18 protein-coding genes and 2 pseudogenes are annotated in these 24324 nt (G+C 59.2%); 14 read left to right on the top strand and 6 right to left on the bottom strand.

Features of this window, described 5'->3' with window-relative positions:
* Positions 1–7 precede the first annotated feature (7 nt).
* Positions 8–766, top strand: a complete 759-nt coding sequence (phnP, locus tag AAHB66_RS01525; protein ID WP_347114964.1) for a phosphonate metabolism protein PhnP — start codon at positions 8–10, stop codon at positions 764–766.
* 140 nt (positions 767–906) lie between these two features.
* Here the strand turns inward: phnP and yjdP are convergent, their stop codons facing one another.
* The 3 genes from yjdP to AAHB66_RS01510 form a co-directional block, all read right to left on the bottom strand.
* A complete protein-coding gene (gene yjdP / locus AAHB66_RS01520; protein ID WP_347114963.1) occupies positions 907–1233 on the bottom strand; it encodes a DDRRRQL repeat protein YjdP in 327 nt (108 codons plus the stop codon).
* A gap of 70 nt (positions 1234–1303) precedes the next feature.
* The gene (locus AAHB66_RS01515; RefSeq protein WP_347114962.1) at positions 1304–1936 is read right to left on the bottom strand and encodes a GNAT family N-acetyltransferase; all 633 of its coding nucleotides are present in this window, start codon (positions 1934–1936) and stop codon (positions 1304–1306) included.
* Positions 1937–2043: 107 nt separating this feature from the next.
* A complete protein-coding gene (locus AAHB66_RS01510) occupies positions 2044–4350 on the bottom strand; it encodes an ATP-binding protein (RefSeq protein WP_347114961.1) in 2307 nt (768 codons plus the stop codon).
* 250 nt (positions 4351–4600) lie between these two features.
* Here AAHB66_RS01510 and AAHB66_RS01505 point away from each other — a divergent pair.
* The 6 genes and pseudogenes from AAHB66_RS01505 to AAHB66_RS01480 all read left to right on the top strand — a co-directional run bounded on the left by AAHB66_RS01505 (position 4601) and on the right by AAHB66_RS01480 (position 10902).
* Positions 4601–6116, top strand: a pseudogene (locus tag AAHB66_RS01505) (sugar ABC transporter ATP-binding protein).
* Between the two features lie 2 nt (positions 6117–6118).
* Positions 6119–7114, top strand: coding sequence for a ribose ABC transporter permease (locus tag AAHB66_RS01500; RefSeq protein WP_156262707.1), 996 nt, complete (start codon positions 6119–6121; stop codon positions 7112–7114).
* Between the two features lie 153 nt (positions 7115–7267).
* Positions 7268–8209 carry an ABC transporter substrate-binding protein gene (locus AAHB66_RS01495; RefSeq protein WP_337018515.1) on the top strand — a complete coding sequence of 314 codons (942 nt, stop codon included), beginning with the start codon at positions 7268–7270 and terminating at the stop codon, positions 8207–8209.
* 124 nt (positions 8210–8333) lie between these two features.
* Positions 8334–9021 (top strand): annotated as a pseudogene (locus AAHB66_RS01490) (D-lyxose/D-mannose family sugar isomerase).
* Positions 9022–9030: 9 nt separating this feature from the next.
* Positions 9031–9891 carry a ketose 1,6-bisphosphate aldolase gene (locus tag AAHB66_RS01485; RefSeq protein WP_307763417.1) on the top strand — a complete coding sequence of 287 codons (861 nt, stop codon included), beginning with the start codon at positions 9031–9033 and terminating at the stop codon, positions 9889–9891.
* Positions 9892–9924: 33 nt separating this feature from the next.
* Positions 9925–10902, top strand: coding sequence for a carbohydrate kinase family protein (locus AAHB66_RS01480; protein ID WP_347114960.1), 978 nt, complete (start codon positions 9925–9927; stop codon positions 10900–10902).
* On the opposite strand, the gene AAHB66_RS01475 is transcribed toward AAHB66_RS01480, so the two are convergent.
* Positions 10899–11630, bottom strand: coding sequence for a response regulator (locus AAHB66_RS01475; RefSeq protein WP_307763419.1), 732 nt, complete (start codon positions 11628–11630; stop codon positions 10899–10901). The genes AAHB66_RS01480 and AAHB66_RS01475 overlap by 4 nt on opposite strands.
* A 265-nt stretch (positions 11631–11895) precedes the next feature.
* On the opposite strand from AAHB66_RS01475, the gene fdhF reads away from it, so the two are divergent.
* The 3 genes from fdhF to AAHB66_RS01460 all read left to right on the top strand — a co-directional run bounded on the left by fdhF (position 11896) and on the right by AAHB66_RS01460 (position 15311).
* Positions 11896–14043, top strand: coding sequence for a formate dehydrogenase subunit alpha (gene fdhF / locus AAHB66_RS01470; protein ID WP_347114959.1), 2148 nt, complete (start codon positions 11896–11898; stop codon positions 14041–14043).
* 323 nt (positions 14044–14366) lie between these two features.
* A complete protein-coding gene (locus AAHB66_RS01465) occupies positions 14367–14519 on the top strand; it encodes a Hok/Gef family protein (protein WP_347114958.1) in 153 nt (50 codons plus the stop codon).
* A 117-nt stretch (positions 14520–14636) separates the two neighbouring features.
* Positions 14637–15311: a tetratricopeptide repeat protein gene (locus tag AAHB66_RS01460; RefSeq protein ID WP_347114956.1), complete on the top strand. Its 675-nt coding sequence runs from the start codon at positions 14637–14639 to the stop codon at positions 15309–15311.
* 66 nt (positions 15312–15377) lie between these two features.
* Here AAHB66_RS01460 and gltP read toward each other — a convergent pair whose 3' ends face one another.
* Complete coding sequence (gltP, locus tag AAHB66_RS01455; protein WP_347114955.1) at positions 15378–16691, bottom strand: glutamate/aspartate:proton symporter GltP; 1314 nt, start codon at positions 16689–16691, stop codon at positions 15378–15380.
* Positions 16692–17111: 420 nt separating this feature from the next.
* On the opposite strand from gltP, the gene acs reads away from it, so the two are divergent.
* The 3 genes from acs to actP all read left to right on the top strand — a co-directional run bounded on the left by acs (position 17112) and on the right by actP (position 21164).
* Positions 17112–19070, top strand: a complete 1959-nt coding sequence (gene acs / locus AAHB66_RS01450) for an acetate--CoA ligase (RefSeq protein ID WP_347114954.1) — start codon at positions 17112–17114, stop codon at positions 19068–19070.
* A gap of 133 nt (positions 19071–19203) precedes the next feature.
* The gene (locus AAHB66_RS01445; protein ID WP_142487870.1) at positions 19204–19518 is read left to right on the top strand and encodes a DUF485 domain-containing protein; all 315 of its coding nucleotides are present in this window, start codon (positions 19204–19206) and stop codon (positions 19516–19518) included.
* Positions 19515–21164 carry a cation/acetate symporter ActP gene (gene actP, locus AAHB66_RS01440; RefSeq protein ID WP_347114953.1) on the top strand — a complete coding sequence of 550 codons (1650 nt, stop codon included), beginning with the start codon at positions 19515–19517 and terminating at the stop codon, positions 21162–21164. Before AAHB66_RS01445 ends, actP begins: the two co-directional genes overlap by 4 nt.
* A 211-nt stretch (positions 21165–21375) precedes the next feature.
* On the opposite strand, the gene AAHB66_RS01435 is transcribed toward actP, so the two are convergent.
* The gene (locus AAHB66_RS01435) at positions 21376–22953 is read right to left on the bottom strand and encodes a hypothetical protein (protein WP_347114952.1); all 1578 of its coding nucleotides are present in this window, start codon (positions 22951–22953) and stop codon (positions 21376–21378) included.
* Between the two features lie 47 nt (positions 22954–23000).
* Here AAHB66_RS01435 and AAHB66_RS01430 point away from each other — a divergent pair, with 47 nt between their 5' ends.
* Positions 23001–24296 (top strand): Gfo/Idh/MocA family oxidoreductase, encoded by a 1296-nt coding sequence (locus tag AAHB66_RS01430; protein WP_347114951.1) that lies wholly within the window; start codon positions 23001–23003, stop codon positions 24294–24296.
* Positions 24297–24324 lie beyond the last annotated feature (28 nt).

The following is a 24324-nucleotide window of genomic DNA, read 5'->3' as shown; positions in this document are numbered from 1 at the left end:
GGGCGCGATGAGTCTGACCATGACGTTAACAGGAACCGGTGGTGCCCAGCTGGTGCCCGCTTTTGGCTGTGACTGTCCGGCATGTCGCCGGGCGCGTTTGCAGGACGACTATCGCCGTCGCCCCTGTAGCGCGGTGGTCAAATTCAACGACGCGGTGACGCTGCTGGATGCGGGGATCCCGCACCTGATGGACGACTGGCCGGCGGGCAGCTTTCAGCAGATTTTACTCACCCACTACCATATGGATCATGTCCAGGGGCTGTTCCCGCTGCGCTGGGGCGTGGGGGCGACCATTCCGGTCTACGGCCCGCCGGACGACGCCGGCTGCGACGATTTGTTTAAGCATCCCGGCATTCTCGACTTTAGCCATACCCTGGAGCCCTTTGTGGTGTTTGAACTGCAGGGGCTGCGGGTGACCCCGCTGCCGCTTAACCATTCTAAGCTGACGTTTGGCTATCTGCTGGAGAGCGCCCACAGCCGGGTGGCCTGGCTGTCGGACACCGCCGGGCTGCCGGACAAAACGGTGAAGTTTTTACTTAACAACCACCCGCAGGCGATGGTGATTGACTGCAGCCACGAGCCGCGAACGGAGACGCCGTGCAACCATTGCGATCTGAATACGGTGATCGCCCTGAATAAGGTCATTGGCTGTCCGCGGGTGATCCTGACCCATATCAGCCATCAGTTTGACGTGTGGATGATGGACAACCCGCTGCCGGAGGGGTTCGAAGCGGGATATGACGGGATGGTGCTGGTACTGGATTAACGATTTTCTCCCTCTCCCTGTGGGAGAGGGCCGGGGTGAGGGCATCAGGCCGCACGTTACTGCCGGGTGGCGGCTACGCCTTACCCGGCCTACGGTTCGCGGCCATTTGTAGGCCCGTGCAAGCGAAGCGCCGCCGGGCATCAGCGCCGATCGTAATCATCCTCTAACCGACGCTCGTCATCTTCCAGCCGACGTCGGTCTTCGTCCAGCTGGCGCTGGCGCTCATCTAAACGCTGGCGTCGGTCCTCAAGCTGCCTGCGACGATCGTCATACTGACGGCTGTCGCTGCTGCGACGGCTATCTTCATAGCGATCGTCATCGGAATCACGATTGTTGCTGTTGGGGTTGTAGGCGTCGTTGATCGCCTGCTGAATATTGCCGATCGCATCATCAACGACGTCGGCATGCGCCAGCTGGCTGGTTAAAGAGAGCAGACCAAATAACAGAGCAGTAGAGGTACGTTTCATAAAGCCAGTCTCGCAGGATAAGCTGGCCTTACGGTAATAAACGGCAGGTAGAGCGAGTAGCGGAGGAATCTCAAATTCTGTCGCGTGAACTCTCCTCCATCATTTGATTCGCTCGTTGCCTGTTTTCCGCCACTAAAACGACACCATGACATTTTTGGTCAGGCGAAATACTCCAGATACGCTCCTCAGGAATACAGCCGCCATCGTAAATCACTTTGCTGCCATCACAGGGCCAAAATGCGCCTTGCTCAGTATCCAGGACGAAAACAGCGATTTGATCGGACTCACGCGCTATCTTTTGCCAAAGCATCTTACCGCCTTCGTACTGGTCGAAATCGCTTACCAGTGTGATACCACAGCGCAGGATCAACGCCTCATACAACCGGGTTGCCAGCCCTTTATCTCGCTCTGCGGGATCGACACATATCCCCTCGACCTGAATAATATTGGCATCTTCCCAGCAGCGTTCGACAGCAACAATATCTTTGCCCAGGGTGGGTTTTCGCTGCAAATCCAGCGCCGCCACCACCCGATGGCGCGGTACTCCCTCAAAGGTTTCGATATCCGCTTCAATAATGGCCGCACGAGGCGTCTGTGGATCGTAAATAACATGCAGCAGTCGCCCGGAGAGTTCAAACTCTTCCACCTGTTTAAAGGCGCGTGCGACTGTCATCGGGCTATAGGTTGTAGGCATCACGATCATATGTGAGTCCCCTCTCGTCAGTACCGGCATAATTCCCTTTATATCCTAATCCGCTTATTTTTGCGCAGATTAGCACCACCGATACCGCAGAAACGATTGATTAATTCTTAAACACTGCGGCGGATTTTCTCCGCATTCGTACCGATTTTACGCAGCGCCTGCGCCAGCTGCCCGCGGGTGAACGGCTTACGCAGCAGCTCCACCTCGGGCAGCTGCGGGTTGTGCGCCGGACGCAGATCCTGACCGCTCATCAGCAGCACCGGAAGATGGGGAAAATGCTGGCGCACATGCTGGATCACCTCCGCGCCGCTCAGATTGCCGGGCAGCATTAAATCGCTGATAAACATCTCGATATCCGCAGAGGCGTCCAGCATCTCCAGCGCCTGCTCGCCGGTTTCAGCCTCCAGGGTCAGGTAGCCCAGCTGGTGGAGCTGCTCGCACAGCGTCTGTCGGACGTCGGTCTGATCGTCCAGCACCAACACCAGCCGGTCGCCTGGCGGCGAAGTCAAAGTAGCACCGGCTTCCGGGGAGGGGACCGCCTGTAAGGTGGCGCGCGGCAGATGCAGCCGCACGGTGGTGCCCTGTCCCGGGGCACTTTCGATCTCCACCCGTCCGCCGGACTGGCGCACGAAACCGTAGACCATCGACAGCCCCAGCCCGCTGCCGCTGCCGGTCTGTTTAGTGGTGAAGAAGGGTTCAAAGACCTGGGATTTGATCGCCTGCGACATCCCGGCGCCGTGGTCGATGACCTCCAGCGCCACCATGTCCTGCCTGCGCCCGTCGCTGCGGGTGACACGCTGGTTCCAGGTGCGGATTTTGATGGTCCCGCTGTGCCCTTCCATCGCATCGCGGGCGTTCATTACCAGGTTGATGATGGCGTTTTCCAGCTGGCCAACGTCAATCCACGCCGGCCACGCCGGGGACTGCGCTTCGATATCCAGCGCCACCGTGGCGGGCAGGGAGTGGCGCATCAGCTCGGCCAGGTTCTCCAGCAGGGGCTTCATCTCCACGGCGTGTGGGTTCAGGGACTGTTTGCGGGAGAAGGCCAGCAGGCGCTGGGTCAACAGCGCCCCGCGCTCGGCGGCCTTCAGCGCGCGGCCGATGCGCGGGGCATCCGGCGAATGGGGATCGGCCAGCTCCAGGCTGCCGATGATCACCGCCAGCAGGTTATTGAAATCATGCGCCAGCCCGCCCGTCAGTTGCCCAACCGCCTTCATCTTCTGGCTGTGCAGCAGCGCCTCCTCCAGCCCCTGGCGTTCGAGGCGATCCACCTCCATCTGCGAGGTCTTCTCCTTCAGCAGCCGGGTGGTGTGCTCCAGCGAGGCGGTATTGCGGGCAAAGACGTTAAACGCCCGCGCCAGCTCGCCCAGCTCATCCCGTCGTTGCAGCGCAGGCACCGAGACATCCTGTTCGCCGTGGGCCAGCCGCGACATCGCCCGGGAGATGGCGGTCAGGTTGGTGCCCAGATTGCGGTAGATATACCAGCAGGCAAAGGCGGTGATGATCAGCGCCAGCACGGCGAACAGGGTGATAAAGACGCTGATGGAGCGTAGCTCCTGATGACTCTCGGCGGTGCGTAATTGCGAGGCCTGGGCCACCTGCTCCACGTAGCGGTTGATATCGCTGTTCAGGATCGCCACTAGCGCCTTGATGTGGAACATATACCAGTTGATCGACAGATCGCTCTCTTCCAGCTGCCCGGAGAGCGGGCCGAGCTTGTTGAGTTCGGCATTAAAATCGGGCAGGACGAAGCTCACCACCGGCTGCGTGGCCTGGCGGGGCAACATCGCCGTCACCGTATCCAGCTGCTGAAGGGTTGCGCGCGGCGAGGGGGTTTCGATGGCGGCGACGATCAGCCGGTCCATCTCGCTGAGCAGCCGGGCGTCAGGCAGGTTACTGGCATCGCGGCGGTTGATGTCCTGCAGATGGCGAAGATAGCTCTGGCTCTGGTAGAGCGAACTGAGCAGGGCGTTACGCTGCAGGTGGCGTCGCTGCCCGCGCTCCAGCATGCCGGTCACGCTTTGCTGAAGTTCGTTGCTGCGCTGGATGATCCGCGCCACCAGCCCCGGCTCCTGCTGCGCCAGCGGCGCATCGGCAAGCTGCTCCAGCGCGTGACCGAGCGCCGTCTGGGTCTGTTTCAGGCGGTTGGCTTCGTCTTTATACTCCAGCGCCCCCACCACCTGCGACAGCCGCACCGCCGCCGTCGCCACGTTGGCGGTTTCCCGCGCCAGGTTCATGCTGCCGGTCATGTCATCCAGGGTCTGACGCTGCACCTGCTCCTGGATATGACTGGCATGGCGAAAGCCCAGCACCGCCACGCCGCTGACCATTAACGTCACCGCCACCACCAGCAGATTGAAGATCAGCAGGCGGCCACGGGCGCTGGTGAAGAAGGGGGGACGGCGTGAGGGCATTTATGTCAGCTCCTGTGCGGTGTGATGCCCTTACCCCTCACCCTAACCCTCTCCCCAAAGGGGAGAGGGAACGATTACACCCTCTCCCCTTTGGGGGAGAGGGCCGGGGTGAGGGGAGAAAGCGATTAAGTAGCGTAACTGTGATCCACATTAACTATTCATAACTATGACAAATATGAACGACTTCTGACATTTTGCATTTACCGGGGTGTGATGAAGTGCGGATATCGAACGTCACAGGAGATCCGCCATGAGCAGAACCCCGGTTTTAGAGATGCGCAACATTGCCAAAACCTTTGGCAACTTCCACGCGCTGAAGGGTGTGGATCTGACGGTCTTCCCCGGTGAAATCCACGCCTTAATGGGCGAAAACGGTGCCGGAAAAAGCACCCTGATGAAGATCCTCGCCGGGGCCTACATTGCCAGCGGCGGTGAGATCCTGATCGACGGCAAGCCGTTTCATATCAAAGGCCCGAAAGACGCCCTGGCGGCAGGCATTACTCTGATCTATCAGGAGATGCAGCTCGCCCCCAACCTCACCGTGGCAGAGAACATCTTCCTCGGCAGCGAGCTATCGCGCGGCGGGCTGGTACAGCGCAAAGAGATGGCGGCCCAGGCCCAGGCGGTGATCGATCGCCTCGGCGCTAACTTCAAAGCCACCGACCTGGTGATGAAGCTGACCATCGCCGAGCAGCAGCAGGTGGAAATCGCCCGCGCCCTGCACCGCAACAGCCGCATCCTGGTGATGGATGAACCCACCGCCGCCCTCTCCTCGCGCGAAACCCACCGTCTGTTCGAGCTGATTTTGCGCCTGCGCGACGAAGGGATGGCGATTATCTATATCAGCCACCGCATGGCCGAAGTCTATGAACTGTCGGATCGCGTTAGCGTGCTGCGTGACGGCCAGTACGTCGGCAGCCTGACCCGCGACAAGCTCAACGCCTCTGAACTGGTGCGGATGATGGTCGGGCGGCCGCTGAGCGATCTGTTCAATAAAGAGCGCGATATCCCGCTCGGCAGCCCGCGCCTTAACGTCCATCACCTGACCGACGGCGGCAAAGTGCAGCCCTGCAGCCTGCAGGTGCGTTCCGGCGAAATCGTCGGCCTCGCCGGGCTGGTGGGGGCCGGACGTTCCGAGCTGGCGCAGCTAATTTTCGGCGTGCGCAAGGCCACCGGCGGGATGATTGAGGTGGATGGCGAGCCGGTGGTGATCCACTCACCGCGCGCCGCCATCGATCACGGGATCGGCTTTTTAACCGAGAACCGCAAGGAGCAGGGGCTGTTTCTCGAGCTGGCGGCGCAGGAGAATATCACCATGGCGACCCTGGAGCGCGACGCCAGTTTCGGCATGCTGAACCGCAAAAAAAGCCCAGTCGATCTCCGATGACGCCATCGCCCTGCTCAATATTCGCGTGCCGCACTCTCAGGTGCGGGCAGGCGGTCTCTCCGGCGGCAACCAGCAGAAGCTGCTGATCTCCCGCTGGGTGGCGATTGGCCCGCGCATTCTGATCCTCGACGAGCCGACCCGCGGCGTGGACGTCGGGGCCAAAAGCGAGATCTACCGGATCATGAACCAGATGGCGCGTAAAGGGGTGGCGATCCTGATGATCTCCAGCGAACTGCCGGAAGTGGTCGGCATGAGCGATCGCGTGTACGTCATGCGTGAAGGGAGCATCGCCGGGGAACTTCATCGGGCCGATATCACACAAGAAAACATCATGACGCTGGCGACCGGCGTTAACGACTCTCACCATCGGGCGGTATAACCATGACGCAACCTAACACTCCGCAACAGGTGGCCAAAGCGGCCTCCGCCAAAAAAATGCTGATGGGCGATCTGATGCAAACCATCGGTATCCTGCCGATATTGATCCTGATTGTCGCGGTATTTGGCTTTATCGCGCCGAACTTCTTTACCGAGAGCAACCTGCTGAACATCACGCGTCAGGCGTCGATCAACATCGTGCTGGCGGCAGGGATGACCTTCATCATTCTGACCGGCGGCATCGACCTGTCGGTGGGCTCGATTCTGGGCACCACCGCGGTGGCGGCGATGGTGGTCTCGCTGATGCCGGAGCTGTCGATGCTCTCGGTGCCGGCGGCGCTGATGCTCGGTATGGTGCTGGGGCTGTTCAACGGCGCGCTGGTGGCTTTTGCCGGGCTACCGCCCTTTATCGTCACGCTCGGCACCTATACGGCGCTGCGCGGGGCGGCCTACCTGCTGGCCGACGGCACCACGGTGATCAACTCCAGCATCAGCTTTGAGTGGATCGGCAATAACTATCTCGGACCGGTGCCGTGGCTGGTGGTGATTGCCCTGGCGGTGATCGTCGTCTGCTGGTTCATCCTGCGCCGCACCACGCTCGGGGTGCATATCTACGCGGTGGGCGGCAACATGCAGGCCGCGCGCTTAACCGGCATCAAGGTCTGGATGGTGCTGCTGTTTGTCTACGGCATGAGCGGCCTGCTCTCAGGCCTCGGCGGGGTGATGAGCGCATCAAGGCTGTACAGCGCCAACGGCAATCTCGGCACCGGCTATGAGCTGGATGCTATCGCGGCGGTGATCCTCGGCGGCACCAGCTTTGTCGGCGGGATCGGTACCATCACCGGTACGCTGGTGGGGGCGCTGATTATCGCCACCCTTAACAACGGCATGACGCTGATGGGCGTCTCCTATTTCTGGCAACTGGTGATCAAAGGGGCGGTGATCATCATTGCGGTGCTGATCGACAAATACCGTACCCGACACCATCAAAGTGCATAACAACAATATTTCCCTAAATCATTCTGGTCGCAGGAAGGCGGCAAGTGAGTGAATCCCGATGAGCTTACTGTAGTAAGTGATTCGGGTGAATGAGCGCAGCCAACGCATCTGCGGCCAGAAGGATGACGGGAAACCCTACGTGAGGAATACAGCATGAGATTAAAGCCATTAGTTACCGCGCTCTGTGCTGGCGCACTGCTTGCAGCAAGCCCGTTTGTTCAGGCCAAAGAGCTGAAGTCCATCGGCGTGACGGTGGGCGATCTGGCCAACCCGTTCTTTGTGCAGATCACCAAAGGGGCGGAACTGGAAGCGCGCAAACTGGCGGGGGATAACGTGAAAGTGACGCTGGTGTCCAGCGGCTACGATCTCGGCCAGCAGGTTTCTCAGATTGATAACTTTATCGCCGCCAAAGTCGATATGATCATTCTCAACGCCGCCGACTCGAAAGGGATCGGCCCGGCGGTGAAGCGCGCGAAAGACGCCGGGATCGTGGTGGTGGCGGTTGACGTGGCGGCAGAGGGCGCCGATGCGACCATCACCTCCGACAACACCCAGGCCGGTGAGATGGCCTGTAAGCTGATCACCGACCGCCTGAAAGGCAAAGGCAACGTGGTGATCATCAACGGACCGCCGGTGTCTGCAGTACAAAACCGGGTGGAAGGCTGCAAGACGGAATTTAAAAAACACCCGGATATCAAAGTGCTTTCCGATAACCAGAACGCCAAAGGCAGCCGCGATGGCGGGCTGGAGGTGATGACCTCCCTGCTGGCAGCCAATCCGAAGATCGACGGTGTGTTCGCCATCAACGATCCAACGGGGATCGGTGCCGATCTGGCGGCGAAACAGGCGCAACGTAACGAGTTCTTTATCGTAGGCGTCGATGGCTCGCCGGATGCGGAAGAGGCGCTGAAGCGCGAAAACTCCCTGTTTATTGCCACCCCGGCGCAAGATCCGCAGGTCATGGCGGCAAAAGCGGTGGAGATCGGCTATGACATTCTACAGGGCAAACCGGCACCGAAAGAGCCGGTGTTGATCCCGGTGACGATGATCGATAAGAGCAACGTCGGCAATTATAAGGGCTGGACGGTTAAGTAAGACACTGTGCGGTCTGATTCCCTCACCCTAACCCTCTCCCACGGGGAGAGGGAAGTTATCCCCCCTCTCCCTTGTGGGAGAGGGCCGGGGTGAGGGGGTTTTGCACATCACTTAAGGAGTCCACATGAAACGCTCCGAAATTAACGAGATCCTCGGCCACACGCGACAGTTTTTCTCCATGCACGACGTGCATCTGCCCCCCCTTTGCCAGCTTTCCTCCCACCCGCTGGCAGCAGCTTGATCCCGACGCCTGGCAGGAAGTGTTCGACCTGCGGCTCGGCTGGGACGTGACCGCGTTCGGCGGCGACAATTTTGCGGCACAGGGCTTAACCCTCTTTGCCCTGCGCAACGGCTCTCCGGGCGGCAAGCCGTGGGACAAATGCTACGCCGAGAAGATCATGCACGTGCGTGAGGGCCAGGTCACGCCCCTGCACTTTCACTGGCGCAAACGTGAGGACATCATCAACCGCGGCGGCGGGAATCTGATCGTCGAGCTGTGGAACGCCGATGAAAATGAACAAAAAGAGGACGGCGATATCCAGGTCGCCATCGACGGATGCCAGCAGACCCACGTGGCGGGCAGCCATATCCGCCTCGCGCCGGGGGAGAGCATCTGTCTGCCGCCCGGTCTGTACCACAGTTTCTGGGGAGAACAGGGCTTTGGTGACGTGCTGGTCGGGGAGGTCTCGTCGGTGAATGACGACGAGCACGATAACCACTTCCTGCAGCCCACCGCCCGCTATAACAACATCGACGAAGACGAACCGGCCGTGCTGGTGTTGTGCAACGAGTACAGCCTGTTTCGCCTGTAAGGAGTGAACATGCCGCTTATTTCTCTCGCCGACGGGCTGGCGCACGCCCGCGAGCACCGTTACGCGTTGGGGGCCTTTAACGTCCTCGACTCTCACTTCCTGCGGGCGCTGTTTGCCGCCGCACGTCAGGAGAACTCGCCCTTTATCATCAATATTGCCGAAGTGCATTTTAAGTATGTGTCGCTCGACTCGCTGGTGGAGGCGGTCAAATTCGAAGCCGCCCGGCATGACATTCCGGTGGTGCTGAATCTCGATCACGGCCTGCATTTCGAGGCGGTGGTGCGGGCGCTGCGCCTGGGGTTCAGCTCGGTGATGTTCGACGGTTCCACGCTGAGCTACGAGGAGAACATTCGCCAGACGCGGGAAGTGGTGAAGATGTGCCACGCGGTGGGCGTGTCGGTGGAGGCGGAACTGGGTGCCGTGGGCGGCGATGAGGGCGGAGCCCTGTACGGCCATGCCGACGAAGCCTTTTTCACCGATCCTGGGCTTGCGCGGGAGTTTGTCGACCAGACCGGCATCGACGCCCTGGCGGTGGCGATCGGCAATGCCCACGGCAAATACAAGGGCGAGCCGAAGCTCGATTTCGCCCGCCTTGATGCCATCCGCCAGCAAACTGGCCTGCCGCTGGTGCTGCACGGCGGGTCTGGCATCAGCGACGCCGATTTCCGCCGCGCCATTGAGCTGGGGATCCACAAGATTAACTTCTACACCGGCATGTCCCAGGCGGCGCTGGCGGAGGTGGAGCAGCGAATGGCCAACCGCCAGCCGCTGTACGATGAGTTTGCCGAACTGCTGCTGGGCATCGAAGAGGCAATTACTGATACCGTTGCTGCGCAGATGCGCACCTTTGGCAGTGCGGGGTACGCCTGATGGAACGCCGGGGGGATTATCGCGGCGGGCAATATGCTGGTGGATCACGTCCACCAGATTGTGCAGTGGCCGGAGCGCGGCTGGCTGGCTGAGATCGTCCACAGCGAACGCGCCACCGGCGGGGCGCCGCTCAACGTGCTGCTCACCCTGGCAAAAATGCATGCCGGCATCCCACTGCAGGCGGTCGGCCTGGTAGGGGATGACCACGACGGGGATTACATTCTGGCCATGCTCGACCAGTATCACGTCAATCGCCAGCGGGTGCAGCGCACCACCTTTGCCCCCACCTCCATGTCGCAGGTGATGACCGACCCCAGCGGCCAGCGCACCTTTTTCCACTCTCCGGGGGCCAACCGGCTGCTGGATCTGCCCGCCTTCGACCGACTCGACAACAGCCTGAAGATCTTCCATCTGGGCTACTTGCTGCTGCTGGATAGCCTCGATATGCCGGACGAAGAGTACGGCACCCGCAGCGCGCGGCTGCTGGCGCAGATGCACGAGCTGGGATTTCAGACCTCCCTCGACCTGGTGTCACGCAAGGGCGATCCGCGCTACCAGCCGCTGGTGCTCCCTGCACTGCGCCATCTCGACTATCTGGTGATCAACGAGCTGGAGGCGGGCGAGTTCAGCGGCCTGCCGATGCGCGATGACCAGGATGCGCCCGTTATCGGTAATATTGCCGCGGCGGCGGCCGAGCTGCTGGCGGCGGGCGTGAAGGCGCGGGTGGTGATGCACTGTCCGGAAGGCGCCTGGGGGCAAGAGCCTGATCGGGAGGGGTGCTGGATCCCCTCGTGGCGGCTGACGCAGGAGGAGATTGTCGGCAGCGTCGGGGCGGGAGATGCCTTCTGCGCCGGATTTTTGTATGGCTGCCACGAATCGCTGTCGCTGGCGGAGAGCATCCGGATGGCGCATGCCTGCGCGCGGGCCAGCCTGCTGGCGGCCAATGCCATCGACGGGGCGAAAACCCTGTCGGAGCTACAGCTGTTTATTCAGGAGAACCCGCTGACCTAAGCCGCCCTGTCGCCGTGCTGCACGTCGGCGGCAAAGACGTAGCCCAGCCCGCGGATGGTTTTAATCAGCAGCGGCTGATGGGGGTTGATTTCGATTTTGCGGCGCAGGCGCATGATCAGCACGTCGATGGTGCGATCGAACACCTCCGCGCTTTCGCTGTGGGTCAGCTCCAGCAGCTGTTCACGGCTCAGCACCCGCCGGGCGTTTTGCGTCAGGGCCAGGAGTAAACCGTACTCGCCCTGGGTCAGGGCGACCACGCCGCGCTGAGGGTCAATCAGTTCACAGCGGGTGGTATCCAGGGTCCAGCCGTTAAAGCCGATCCCGGCCGTCCGCGCAACGACCGGTTCGGCCGCCAGCGCGCCGGTGCGGCGCAGCACGGCTTTGACCCGCGCCACCACCACCCGGGGGTTGAAGGGTTTGCCGATGTAATCATCTGCCCCCATTTCGAGGCCCACCACCACGTCCGATTCACTGCCGAGGCCGGTGAGCATAATCACCGGCAGCTCCGGGCGCTGCTTTTGCAGCTGCTGGAGCACCTGCAGGCCGTTGATATCCGGCAGCATCATATCCAGCAACACCAGCGCGATCTCCGGTACCTGCTGCGCCAGCCGCAGAGCATCCTGGCCGTTGTGGCACACATGCACCGTGAAGACGTGCTCGTTGAGCACATCCTGCAACAGTTCGCAGACCGCGGTGTCGTCATCGACCACCAGAATTGCTGGTTTCATTACGGGATTCCATCAGGGAGATAGAGATCAGTCTGGCCCATTCTGTGCAAGGCTCCAGCCAAAACGCCCTTTCCATCACGGATCTTCAACCGCCGTCACATCCCCATCGCTTCTGCTGCCGCAATTTTTGACGCGGGCCTGTTTTTCGTCAGGGTTTTGACCAGGATTCGCCCGTAAAGTCAGGGTAATCCCACAACAAAAATGTGGTATAGAAGCGGCATACTAAACCGACATGTCAGCATCATTTGAATCTGGAGCGAGACCGATGAAAAACGTCATCACGGTGTGCCCCTATTGCGCCTCAGGATGCAAAATCAACCTGGTGGTCGATAACGGCAACATCGTCCGGGCGGAGGCGGCCGAAGGGAAAACCAACCAGGGCACGCTGTGCCTGAAGGGCTATTACGGCTGGGATTTTATCAACGACACCCAAATCCTCACCCCGCGGCTGAAAACCCCGATGATCCGGCGCGTTCGCGGCGGCAGGCTGGAGGCTGTCTCCTGGGAGGAGGCGCTGGACTATGTTGCCCACCGGCTCAGCGAAATTAAAGCGCAGCACGGTCCGGATGCGATTATGACCACCGGCTCCTCGCGCGGCACCGGGAATGAAACCAACTACATCATGCAAAAATTTGCCCGCGCGGTGATTGGCACCAATAACGTCGACTGCTGCGCACGCGTCTGACACGGCCCCTCGGTTGCAGGTCTGCACCAGTCGGTCGGAAATGGCGCCATGAGCAATGCCATCAACGAGATTGATGACACCGATCTGGTGTTTATTTTTGGCTATAACCCGGCGGATTCGCACCCCATCGTCGCCAATCACATTCTGCGCGCGAAGCAGAACGGGGCAAAAATTATCGTCTGCGATCCGCGGCGCATCGAAACCGCGCGTATTGCCGATATGCACATCGCGTTGCGAAACGGTTCGAACATCGCCCTGCTCAATGCTATCGGCCACGTGATTATTGCCGAGGAGCGCTACGATCGGGCCTTCGTTGCGACCCGCACGGAAGGCTTTGATGCGTATCGTCAGATTGTCGAACGCTACACGCCGGAGTCGGTCGAGGCCATTACCGGCGTAAGCGCGCGGGAGATCCGCCAGGCGGCGCGACTGTATGCCGGAGCGAAAACGGCTACCCTGCTGTGGGGAATGGGCGTTACGCAGTTCTGGCAGGGGGTGGAGACCGTGCGCGCGCTCACCAGCCTCGCCATGCTGACCGGCAACCTCGGCAAAGCCCACGTCGGGGTCAACCCGGTGCGCGGGCAGAATAATGTGCAGGGTGCCTGCGACATGGGGGCGCTGCCGGATACCTATCCGGGCTACCAGTTTGTTAAATTCCCGGAAAACCGCGAGAAATTCGCCAGGGCCTGGGGCGTTGAGAGCCTGCCGGCGCACCCCGGCTACCGTATCAGCGAGCTGCCGCACCGCGTGGCCCATAAAGAGGTGCGGGCGGCGTATATTATGGGTGAAGATCCGCTCCAGACCGATGCCGAACTTTCGGCGGTGCGGAAGGCGTTTGAGGATCTTGAGCTGGTGATTGTCCAGGATATCTTTATGACCAAAACCGCAGCGGTGGCGGACGTTGTCCTGCCCTCCACCTCCTGGGGCGAGCATGAAGGGGTCTACACCGCGGCCGATCGCGGCTTCCAGCGCTTCTTCAAGGCCGTCGAGCCGAAGTGGGATTTGAAAACCGACTGGCAGATCATCAGCGAGATTGCGACCCGGATGGGTTATCCGATGCATTACGACAACACGCAGCAAATCTGGGATGAGCTGCGCCAGCTGTGTCCGGGCTTTAAAGGGGCGACCTACGAGAAGATGGGCGAGCTGGGCTATATCCAGTGGCCGTGCCGGGACGCGTCGCCGGAGGATCAGGGCACTTCTTACCTGTTCGAGGAGAAATTCGATACCCCGAACGGGCTGGCGCAGTTCTTCACCTGCGACTGGATGGCGCCGATCGACAAGCTGTCGCCAGAGTATCCGTTGGTGCTCTCTACCGTGCGCGAAGTGGGTCACTACTCCTGCCGCTCGATGACCGGCAACTGTGCCGCCCTGTCGGCGCTGGCCGATGAGCCCGGCTACGCGCAGATCAACACCGAGGATGCCAAACAGCTGGGCATTGAGGATGAGGCGCTGGTGTGGGTCACTTCACGTAAAGGTCGGGTTATCACCCGCGCCCAGGTAAGCGATCGGCCTAACGTCGGGGCGGTATACATGACCTATCAGTGGTGGATCGGGGCCTGCAACGAGCTGGTGACAGAAAACCTGAGCCCAATAACCAAAACGCCGGAATATAAATATTGTGCCGTGCGCGTCGAGCCGATAGCGGATCAGGCTGCCGCCGAGCAATATGTAATTGATGAATATAATAAGCTGAAAAAAGCGTTACGGGAAACCGCGATGGGTTGATGCAATTAAAGGAGCAATTAATAAAAGCGGGGTGAAATATTCACCCCGCTTTTACTTGCATAATAACAACGAAATATGGCGAATATTATTTTGCGAGCATGATTCCAGATAAATGTAATTGCCCACAAATTGAATTACATCTTTTCTTTTTAGTTCATAGGGATAAGGTTACCGACGGGTGCTTAAGGCTTTCTGTCTTGAGCATAAGTTGAGGGACAGAAAGTGAAAAACCCCGGAAATGTTTCCATTAACCGGGGCTATCCCTCAACTCCAAACAAGTCGAGGATAGCCTCTTATTCTTTTCTTAGCAAGGAGTAAAAGGCATGACGCCATTAAAAGCAGCGTTAGGGATAATATTTATTATCTGTCTGACCATCGGGATATTCACCTTTATTAATCGCGGGAAGTTATGCGAACTGACAATAAAGACGAAACAACACGAAGTGGCGGCTAAATTAGCCTGCGCAGCAGGCTAACGTCAGCGGGCGGGGAAACCCGCCCGGCTTGTGGGGAGTGGAGGTCTTAACGCACCCATTTTTTTCTGCTCTTCCCGCGCTTATACTGCCCGTTATCTATCCCTACGAAAATAACGCATGAAACCTCTTTATCTGTTGTTGATCCTGTTTTCTTCCCTGGCAGGCGCCGAGGAGATTGGCAGCCAGTATTTGAAGCAGGCTGAGGCGGGCGACAGCCGGGCTCAGTATTACCTTGCCGAAACGTATTACAGTTCGGGTGATGATAAGCAGGCCGAAACCTGGGCCGAAAAAGCCGCCAAAAACGGCGACGTGGATGCCATGGCGCTGCTGTCGCAAATCAAGTTTAAGCACGGCGATCTGGCGCAAGCGAAAGGGCTGGCGCAGCAGGCTACCGTGGCGGGCAGCTCGCCAGGTGCGGTAATGCTGGCGCGGTTGCTGGTCAATACACGGGCCGGAAAAACCGATTACCCGCAGGCGCTGAGTTTGCTGCATAAAGTGGCAGAGAATACCGAAGATGACGCCGCCGTTGATGCCCAGCTGCTGCTGGGGCTGATCTACGCCAACGGCGTGGAGGTGGCGCAGGATGATGTCCAGGCCGCGCGGTGGTTTAAGCAGAGTTCCACCCTCTCGCGTACGGGTTACGCGGAGTACTGGGCAGGTCAGGTGTTTCAGCAGGGCGAGGACGGGTTTATCACCCCGAATAAACAGAAGGCGCTGTACTGGTTAAATCTGAGCTGTAGCGAAGGCTTTGATACCGGCTGCGAGGAGTTTGAGGCGTTAAGCGGAGAGTAGTGCGGTCTGCGTGCCGGGGGCGCTTCGCTTGCCCGGCCTACAGGACCGTAGGCCGGGCAATGTACTTTACTGGTCTGCGGTTTTATCGAAACGACCCAGCACATCGCGTTCATACGCCAGGGCTTTCTTGCGGTCGAACTTGTGTTCCCACTTGGCAATCACCAGCACCGCCAGCGCATTACCCACCACGTTCAGCGCGGTACGCGCCATGTCGAGGATACGGTCAACACCGGCGATAAACGCCAGTCCTTCCAGCGGAATACCCACGCTTCCCAGGGTCGCCAGCAGCACCACAAAGGAGACGCCCGGTACGCCGGCAATCCCTTTTGAGGTCACCATCAGCGTCAGCACCAGCACGATCTCCTGCCACAGGGAGAGGTCGATACCGTACAGCTGGGCAATAAAGATCGCCGCGATACTCTGGTACAGCGTAGAGCCGTCGAGGTTGAACGAGTAACCTGTCGGCACCACGAAGCTGGTGATCGACGCAGGCGCCCCGTAGGCTTCCATCTTCTCAATAATACGCGGCAGCACGCTCTCGGAGCTGGCGGTGGAGTACGCCAGAATCAGCTCGTCTTTCAGGATGCGGATCAGGATCCAGATGCTCAGGCCACACATCCGCGCCACCAGCCCCAGCACCACCAGGGCGAAGAACAGGATCGCGAAGTGCACCAGCAGCACCAGCTTCGCCAGCGGCCACAGGGAGGCAAAACCGAAGTTCGCCACGGTGACGGCGATAAGCGCAAACACCCCTACCGGCGCGTAGCGCATCACCATGTGGGTCACTTTAAACATGGTTTCGGAGATAGAGCGGAACACGGTCACCAGTGGTTCGCGATGCGTCGCTGGCAGAGAAGAGAGTCCCAGACCAAACAGCACCGAGAAGAAGATGATCGGCAGCATTTCGCCCTTCGCCATCGACGCTACGATGTTGGTCGGCACCAGCGACAGGATGGTCCCCATCAGGCCATGAGCATGGCTTTGCACATCTGCGGTCGTGCTTTGGTATTTCGAAATATCCACCGTCGCCAGCTGCGACATATCAATGCCCGCGCCAGGCTGGAACACATTCGCCAGCGTGATGCCGAGAACGATCGCCACCGTAGTGATCACTTCGAAATAAAGGATGGTTTTTGCGCCGATGCGGCCAAGCTGCTTCGCGTCACCGACCCCGGCAATCCCTACCACCAGCGTCGAGATGACAATCGGCACCACAATCATCTTGATCAGATGGATAAAGATATCACCCGCAGGCGACAGTAAGTTGGCGATCAGCCATTCGCGGCTGTCACTGTGATAATGCAGATAACTACCCAGCAAGATACCCAGCACAAGGGCCAGCAAAATTTGCCAGGCCAGGCTGACTTTCAAATTTTTCATGACAAGAAACTTCCTCAATGAAGTGTTCGTACTCGTAAAACGATGGGGACGACACATACTGAAAGGGTATGAATTGTGTTGCGTTCATTTATGGGGTTTTTTAACGCGCGGTATCAGTACCATTTGCACGGCATGCTGCGCAAGCCTTTAAGAACAAGGCATTTGACTGACAAAAGGCGTTATTACGCTAATTTGTATTAGTGATGATAAATAACCTTTTGTTATAAAAACGCTTTTTTATCCATAAATGCAAATAATCCGCAAGAGTAATTATTTTTCTTCAAAGTGTCATTTGCTCAATTTTCGAACTCTTTAATTTTTGCGTGATCTGTCGCCCAAATAGTAAACAAAGGTCCCAAAGCCCCTACAATTAACGTTTTTGCGACATATTATTAACATTCTACAAGGAGAACAAAAACCATGAGCCAGGTCCATAAACACGACATTCCCGCAAATATTGCGGACCGCTGCCTGATTAACCCGGAGCAGTACCAGGAGAAGTATCAACTGTCTATTACCAACCCTGACGCCTTCTGGGGCGAGCAGGGCAAAATCCTTGACTGGATCACCCCGTATCAGACGGTCAAGAACACCTCTTTTGCGCCCGGCAACGTCTCTATTAAATGGTATGAAGACGGCACGCTGAACCTCGCCGCCAACTGCCTGGATCGTCACCTCGCCGAGCGCGGCGACCAGACGGCGATTATCTGGGAGGGCGATGACGCCACCCAGAGCAAAAATATCACCTACCGTGAACTGCACCGCGATGTCTGCCGCTTTGCCAATGTGCTGCTGGCACAGGGCATCAAAAAAGGCGACGTGGTGGCTATTTATATGCCGATGGTGCCGGAAGCGGCCGTGGCGATGCTGGCCTGCGCCCGTATCGGCGCCGTGCACTCCGTGATCTTCGGCGGCTTCTCGCCGGAAGCGGTCGCCGGACGCATTATCGACTCCAGCTCAAAACTGGTGATCACTGCCGATGAAGGCGTGCGTGCTGGTCGTGCCGTTCCGCTGAAAAAGAACGTCGACGACGCGCTGAAAAACCCGAATGTGAACAGCGTTAACAGCGTGATTGTGCTGAAGCGCACCGGCAATGCCATTGAATGGCATGAAGGCCGCGACCTGTGGTGGAGCGACCTGATCGAGCAGGCCAGCGACCAGCACCAGCCGGAAGCGATGAACGCGGAAGATCCGCTCTTTATCCTTTATACCTCCGGATCCACCGGCAAGCCGAAGGGTGTGCTGCACACCACCGGCGGCTATCTGGTCTATGCCGCGACCACCTTCAAGTATGTCTTTGATTATCATCAGGGCGATATCTACTGGTGTACCGCCGACGTGGGCTGGGTCACCGGTCACAGCTACCTGCTGTACGGCCCGCTGGCCTGCGGCGCGACCACCCTGATGTTCGAAGGGGTGCCCAACTGGCCGACCCCGGCGCGCATGAGCCAGGTGGTGGATAAGCATCAGGTTAATATTCTCTACACCGCTCCAACCGCCATCCGCGCCCTGATGGCCGAAGGCGACAAGGCGATTGAAGGGACCGACCGCTCCTCCCTGCGCATCCTCGGATCCGTGGGCGAGCCGATCAACCCGGAAGCCTGGGAGTGGTACTGGAAGAAGATCGGTAACGAGAAGTGCCCGGTGGTCGACACCTGGTGGCAGACCGAAACCGGCGGGTTCATGATCACCCCGCTGCCGGGCGCTACCCAGCTAAAAGCCGGCTCCGCGACCCGTCCGTTCTTTGGCGTCCAGCCTGCGCTGGTGGATAACGAAGGTAACCCGCTGGAAGGGGCCACCGAGGGCAACCTGGTCATCACCGACTCCTGGCCGGGCCAGGCGCGAACCCTGTTTGGCGATCACGATCGCTTCGAGCAGACCTACTTCTCCACCTTCAAAAACATGTACTTCAGCGGCGACGGCGCGCGTCGTGATGAAGATGGTTACTACTGGATCACCGGGCGCGTGGACGACGTGCTGAACGTCTCCGGCCACCGTCTGGGGACCGCCGAGATTGAATCGGCGCTGGTGTCGCATCCGAAGATTGCCGAAGCGGCGGTCGTCGGTATTCCGCACAGCATCAAAGGCCAGGCGATCTACGCCTACGTCACCCTGAACCATGGCGAAGAGCCGTCACCGGAGCTGTATACCGAAGTGCGTAACTGGGTGCGTAAAGAGATTGGCCCGCTTGCCACCCCGGACGTGCTGCACTGGACCGACTCGCTGCCGAAAACACGCTCCGGCAAGATCATGCGCCGCATTCTGCGCAAAATCGCCGCGGGGGATACCAGCAACTTAGGAGATACCTCAACGCTCGCCGATCCTGGCGTGGTTGACAAACTGCTCGAAGAGAAGCAGGCCATCGCCATGCCATCGTAATTTTTTTTCACCCTCTCCCTGTGGGAGAGGGCGGGGTGAGGGTATTCCACCGCACCTTCCCCCCTCACCCTAACCCTCTCCCTCAGGGAGAGGGAATAAAAACAAGCCCTACCTTACCTCGGAGACTTCTGTGATGAATGACAATATTTGTCAGCAGATAGAGAATAGTGCGCACTACAGGGAGCTCGTCGATAAGCGGCAACGGTTTGCCTTCACTTTATCTATCATCATGTTAATCATTTACGTCGGCTTTATTCTGCTGATCGCCTTCGCCCCTCACTGGCTGGGCACCCCCTTACATGCCGGGACCAGCGTCACCCGCGGCATCCCTATCGGTATCGGGGTGATTGTCATTTCGTTCGTGCTGACCGCCGTGTACGTCATTCGTGCTAACGGTGAATTTGATCGTCTGAATAAAGCGGTTCTGCGTGAGGTAAAAGCATCATGAAGCGAGTTCTGACGGCGCTTGCCGCCACCCTCCCCTTTGCGGCAAATGCCGCCGATGCCATTACCGGCGCCGTTGAACGCCAGCCAACCAACTGGCAGGCGATTGTGATGTTCCTGATCTTCGTGGTGCTGACGCTGTATATCACTTACTGGGCGTCGAAACGCGTGCGCTCCCGTAACGATTACTACACGGCGGGCGGCAACATTACCGGCTTCCAGAACGGGCTGGCGATCGCGGGCGACTTTATGTCGGCGGCCTCCTTCCTCGGGATCTCCGCGCTGGTCTACACCTCCGGCTACGACGGGCTGATTTATTCCCTCGGCTTCCTCGTCGGCTGGCCCATTATTCTGTTCCTGATCGCCGAACGTCTGCGTAACCTCGGGCGTTATACCTTTGCCGACGTGGCCTCCTATCGCCTGAAGCAGGGACCGATCCGTACCCTCTCCGCCTGCGGCTCGCTGGTGGTGGTGGCTCTGTACCTGATTGCCCAGATGGTGGGTGCCGGTAAACTCATCCAGCTGCTGTTCGGCCTGAACTACCATATCGCGGTGGTGCTGGTGGGCGTGCTGATGGTGATGTACGTCCTGTTTGGCGGCATGCTTGCCACCACCTGGGTGCAGATCATCAAAGCCGTGCTGCTGCTGTTCGGCGCCAGCTTTATGGCCTTTATGGTCATGAAGCACGTCGGATTCAGCTTCAACAACCTGTTCAGCGAAGCGATGGCGGTCCACCCGAAAGGGGAAGCGATCATGAGCCCGGGCGGGCTGGTGAAAGATCCGATCTCGGCGCTGTCGTTAGGCCTCGGCCTGATGTTTGGTACCGCAGGTCTGCCGCACATCCTGATGCGTTTCTTCACTGTGTCAGATGCGCGTGAAGCGCGTAAGAGCGTGCTCTACGCCACCGGCTTTATGGGTTACTTCTACATCCTGACCTTTATCATCGGCTTCGGCGCCATCATGCTGGTGGGCGCTAACCCGGCGTTCAAAGACGCGGCGGGCGCGCTGATTGGCGGCAACAACATGGCAGCGGTGCATCTGGCTGACGCGGTGGGTGGCAACCTGTTCCTCGGCTTTATCTCCGCCGTGGCCTTCGCCACTATCCTGGCGGTGGTCGCAGGCCTGACGCTGGCCGGTGCTTCGGCGGTCTCCCATGACCTCTATGCCAACGTCTGGCGTAAAGGGGCCTCCGAGCGCGATGAGCTGAAAGTCTCCAAAATCACCGTGCTGATCCTGGGCGTGGTGGCGATCCTGCTGGGTATTCTGTTCGAGAACCAGAACATCGCCTTTATGGTGGGACTGGCCTTCTCCATTGCCGCCAGCTGTAACTTCCCGATCATCCTGCTCTCCATGTACTGGTCAAAACTGACCACCCGTGGGGCGATGGTGGGCGGCTGGCTGGGCCTGCTGACCGCGGTGATCCTGATGATCCTCGGCCCAACCATCTGGGTGCAGATCCTCGGCCACGAAAAAGCCCTCTTCCCTTACGAATACCCGGCGCTGTTCTCCATTGCCGTGGCGTTCATTGGGATCTGGTTCTTCTCCGCCACGGATAACTCGCCGGAAGGGAATCTGGAGCGTGAGAAGTTCCGCGCTCAGTTTATCCGTTCCCAGACCGGCCTGGGTGTCGAACAGGGCCGCGCGCATTAACATCCCCTCCCCGGCCGCTGGTCGGGGATCACATTTTTTTCCCCTTCTGGTGACCTTTATCACGTCGCCAGAACGGAAAAAGCCGATGCACATCACAGCCTTTATCTGCGATCCGCAAAGGCCATCACACTTTTCCCGTTTTCACGTCAATCCCCGTCTTTCCCTCTGCCCCCCCGTACAGACAATTCCCGTCTCAGTTTTTATTCTTTGGTTACAGCGACGCGCTCAGGCTTCTGGCAAAGCGCTCCAGCCGCTCCGGGCTCAGCAACAGCGGCAGGAATAACGGGCCGCTGGCGGGTGGATCAGTCAGCCAGCGATCCAGAGTGTCGGCGTACTGAAGCAGCCGCTGCTGATGCTTCTGCAGGGTGTCGGCAGGCAGGCTGTTGGTGCCGTAATGGTCGAGCCACAGCACGTCGGTCACCGCAGCGGCCACGTGGGAGAACATCTGGCTGTAGATCTCCGCGCTGCGCCAGGCGGCGAGCAGGATCGCCAGGCTGTCGTCCGGGCAGGTAATACGCGGCATCAGCTCACGCAGGTTTTGCAGCGTGCGTGATGCGAGGAAGCAGGCGGCCTCTTTCTCCAGCGCCATTCGCTCCCGCTGCTCTTTGCCAAGCGCAGGATCGTCGGTGGGCATCAGCGGCTGCCAGGCGTGCAGCCAGTTGGCGCTGCGGGTGTCCATATGCAGCAGCTGCTGCGCCTGGGCAATGCTCTCCGGGATCTGGCTCTGATAGTGCAGCCGTCGTCCGAGGAGGTTCGGCGTTTTGCACAGCCAGTCGTAGCTGGCATGGACGATGGCAGAGAGCTGATGCCTGTCCTGCAGGGAGCGAAAGCCGAGCTGATGGTGTTCCGCCCAGCGATCGAAGGTGGCGGGCAGCGCCGCATCGGCAGCCTGGTTGGCGGCGGTAAGCCCGAACAGGTTAATGGCGTTGGCGGAATCCATCACCCGGCTGTCGGGCAGCCACTGCCAGCTCACGCGGGAGGTAATGGCTTCAATTTCGTTTTCGGCGGCGCTGAGCGCCCAGCTTAAGCGGCCGCTGATTTCATCGGCCAGATAGCACGGCAGCGCGGTCCAGCCGTAGCCGGTGCCGAAGAGGTCGTACTCGATCCACTTTTTATGCCCGGGCAGGGTGGCGATGTGCGGATGGTTGGCAAAGCCAGGGTGATAATCCAGCTCGGTGGCTTTTACCGAGGCACGTACGTCGTCCGGGAGCGTCGCCAGGATGTTAGAGAGCTGCTGGCGTGGCCAGCTGTTATCAATGAAGTCGCGCAGGATCAGCTTCTTGCCCCGGGCGCGCAGCAGGCTCCAGACATCATGCAGGCTTTGCTGCCAGCGGGCGGTCTGAAAATCCGGTGTCGTCAGGCTGAGAATAAGCCCGCTGAGATGGGGCAAGGCGTGTAATAGCGGATGCAATATCGCGGCATAAAAAGGGTGCCAGAAATCGTGCGCGCTTTTTTCGTCGAACGTCAGTTCCGGAAATTTACGCTTAATAATGTCGTCATCAGGCGCGGCTTCACCCTGAAGCCAGAACGACAGGTTATTTTCCGCCAGATAACGATCGACGCGGATTAAATATTGCAGGGCGTAATTTTGCTGATGAATAAGGTTCTCGACGTTGAGTTTCTGGCTCAACGGTGAGGGCGTCGCAAGTACCGAAAGCAGTTCCTGTTGGTGCAGGATGATCCCAGTGAAACCGTGCTGTTTCGCGCTTTTTACCCCCTGAATAAACCAGGGCCAGTGCCAGATAAAAGTGCTGTTCAGCTCCATCAGTTGATGGGGAATACGTTTCATTGGGCCACCTTGCTGATTTTTTATTATTCATATTAATCGAGGATGCCATGAAAACTTATGCTCTGGTAGGAACCGGTGGACGCGCAGGTTTATATATTTCCGCCATCGGTGGCACCTGGCGGGAAAATGCCAGAATGGTCGCGTTCTGCGATACCAACACCACGCGCATGCACTACGCTAATCAGCTATTAAAAAACGAAGGGGCAGCGCCGGTCTCCACCTGGCAGGCTGCGCAGTTTGAGGAGATGATCCGCGAGACGCGCCCTGATGTGGTTATTGTCACCACCATGGACCGCACTCACGACGACTACATCGTTCGCGCCCTGCACGCCGGCTGCGATGTGATCACCGAAAAGCCGATGACCATCGACGAACAGCGCGCCCTGCGCATTCTCGACGCCATCGAAGAGACCGGTCGCAGCGTGCGCGTGGCCTTCAACTACCGCTACGCCCCGCACCACAGCAAGGTGCGCGAGCTGCTGATTCAGGGGACGATTGGCAAGGTCACCTCGGTGCACTTCGAGTGGCTGCTCAACACCGAACACGGCGCGGACTACTTCCGCCGCTGGCACCGGGAAAAACGCAACAGCGGCGGCCTGCTGGTGCATAAATCCACCCACCACTTCGACCTGATGAATTTCTGGCTCGGCAGCTATCCGGAACGGGTTTACGCCGAAGGCAGCCTGCAGTTCTACGGCCGGGAGAACGCGGAGAAGCGCGGGGTGACACAATTCTACCCGCGCGCCCACGGCTTTGCCGAAGCGAAAGCGGATCCCTTTGCCCTGCAGATGGCAGAGAACGCCCAGCTCAAAGCGCTCTATCTCGATGCAGAACATGAAGATAACTACTTCCGCGACCAGAGCGTGTTCAGCGACGGCATCACCATCGAAGACACGATGTCAGTGTTGGTGAAGTACCAGAACCAGGTCCAGCTCACCTACTCCCTCAACGCCTACCTGCCGTGGGAAGGGCTGAACGTGGTCTTTAACGGCACCGAAGGCCGCCTGGAGATGAAGATCGTCGAGAAATCCTACGTCAACGCCGGGGGCAAGCGCGAAAACGAGGGCAGCCTCGAGCAGTGCGATCTCACCGTCTTCCCGATGTTTGCCGAACCCTGGAAAGCGGAGTTCAGCCTCGGCGAGGGGGGCCACGGCGGCGGCGACAACGCCATGCTGGCCGACCTGTTCGGTACGCCGGGCCATGACCCGCTGCAGCGCGCCGCCGACCACCGCGCCGGGGCGATGTCCATCCTCACCGGGATTGCGGGCAATATCTCCATGCAGCAGCAGCGTCCGGTCAACTTTAAGGAGTTTGAGCTGGTTTCCCGTCTGAAGAAGCGCTAAGGACGTTGGGCCGTTATTCACCTGTTTA

The organism is Leclercia sp. S52, from assembly GCF_039727615.1.
GTDB lineage: Bacteria > Pseudomonadota > Gammaproteobacteria > Enterobacterales > Enterobacteriaceae > Enterobacter > Enterobacter adecarboxylatus_B.
The sequence above is the reverse complement of the archived record's forward strand: the minus strand, read 5'-3'. Positions and strand labels throughout refer to the sequence as shown.

Bases quoted from the DNA above. Each gene is read 5' to 3' on its own strand.
- phnP (WP_347114964.1), top strand. From the start codon at position 8: ATGAGTCTGACCATGACGTTAACAGGAACCGGTGGTGCCCAGCTGGTG.
- yjdP (WP_347114963.1), bottom strand. From the start codon at position 1,233: ATGAAACGTACCTCTACTGCTCTGTTATTTGGTCTGCTCTCTTTAACC.
- AAHB66_RS01515 (WP_347114962.1), bottom strand. From the start codon at position 1,936: ATGATCGTGATGCCTACAACCTATAGCCCGATGACAGTCGCACGCGCC.
- AAHB66_RS01510 (WP_347114961.1), bottom strand. From the start codon at position 4,350: ATGCCCTCACGCCGTCCCCCCTTCTTCACCAGCGCCCGTGGCCGCCTG.
- AAHB66_RS01500 (WP_156262707.1), top strand. From the start codon at position 6,119: ATGACGCAACCTAACACTCCGCAACAGGTGGCCAAAGCGGCCTCCGCC.
- AAHB66_RS01495 (WP_337018515.1), top strand. From the start codon at position 7,268: ATGAGATTAAAGCCATTAGTTACCGCGCTCTGTGCTGGCGCACTGCTT.
- AAHB66_RS01485 (WP_307763417.1), top strand. From the start codon at position 9,031: ATGCCGCTTATTTCTCTCGCCGACGGGCTGGCGCACGCCCGCGAGCAC.
- AAHB66_RS01480 (WP_347114960.1), top strand. From the start codon at position 9,925: ATGCTGGTGGATCACGTCCACCAGATTGTGCAGTGGCCGGAGCGCGGC.
- AAHB66_RS01475 (WP_307763419.1), bottom strand. From the start codon at position 11,630: ATGAAACCAGCAATTCTGGTGGTCGATGACGACACCGCGGTCTGCGAA.
- AAHB66_RS01465 (WP_347114958.1), top strand. From the start codon at position 14,367: ATGACGCCATTAAAAGCAGCGTTAGGGATAATATTTATTATCTGTCTG.
- AAHB66_RS01460 (WP_347114956.1), top strand. From the start codon at position 14,637: ATGAAACCTCTTTATCTGTTGTTGATCCTGTTTTCTTCCCTGGCAGGC.
- gltP (WP_347114955.1), bottom strand. From the start codon at position 16,691: ATGAAAAATTTGAAAGTCAGCCTGGCCTGGCAAATTTTGCTGGCCCTT.
- acs (WP_347114954.1), top strand. From the start codon at position 17,112: ATGAGCCAGGTCCATAAACACGACATTCCCGCAAATATTGCGGACCGC.
- AAHB66_RS01445 (WP_142487870.1), top strand. From the start codon at position 19,204: ATGAATGACAATATTTGTCAGCAGATAGAGAATAGTGCGCACTACAGG.
- actP (WP_347114953.1), top strand. From the start codon at position 19,515: ATGAAGCGAGTTCTGACGGCGCTTGCCGCCACCCTCCCCTTTGCGGCA.
- AAHB66_RS01435 (WP_347114952.1), bottom strand. From the start codon at position 22,953: ATGAAACGTATTCCCCATCAACTGATGGAGCTGAACAGCACTTTTATC.
- AAHB66_RS01430 (WP_347114951.1), top strand. From the start codon at position 23,001: ATGAAAACTTATGCTCTGGTAGGAACCGGTGGACGCGCAGGTTTATAT.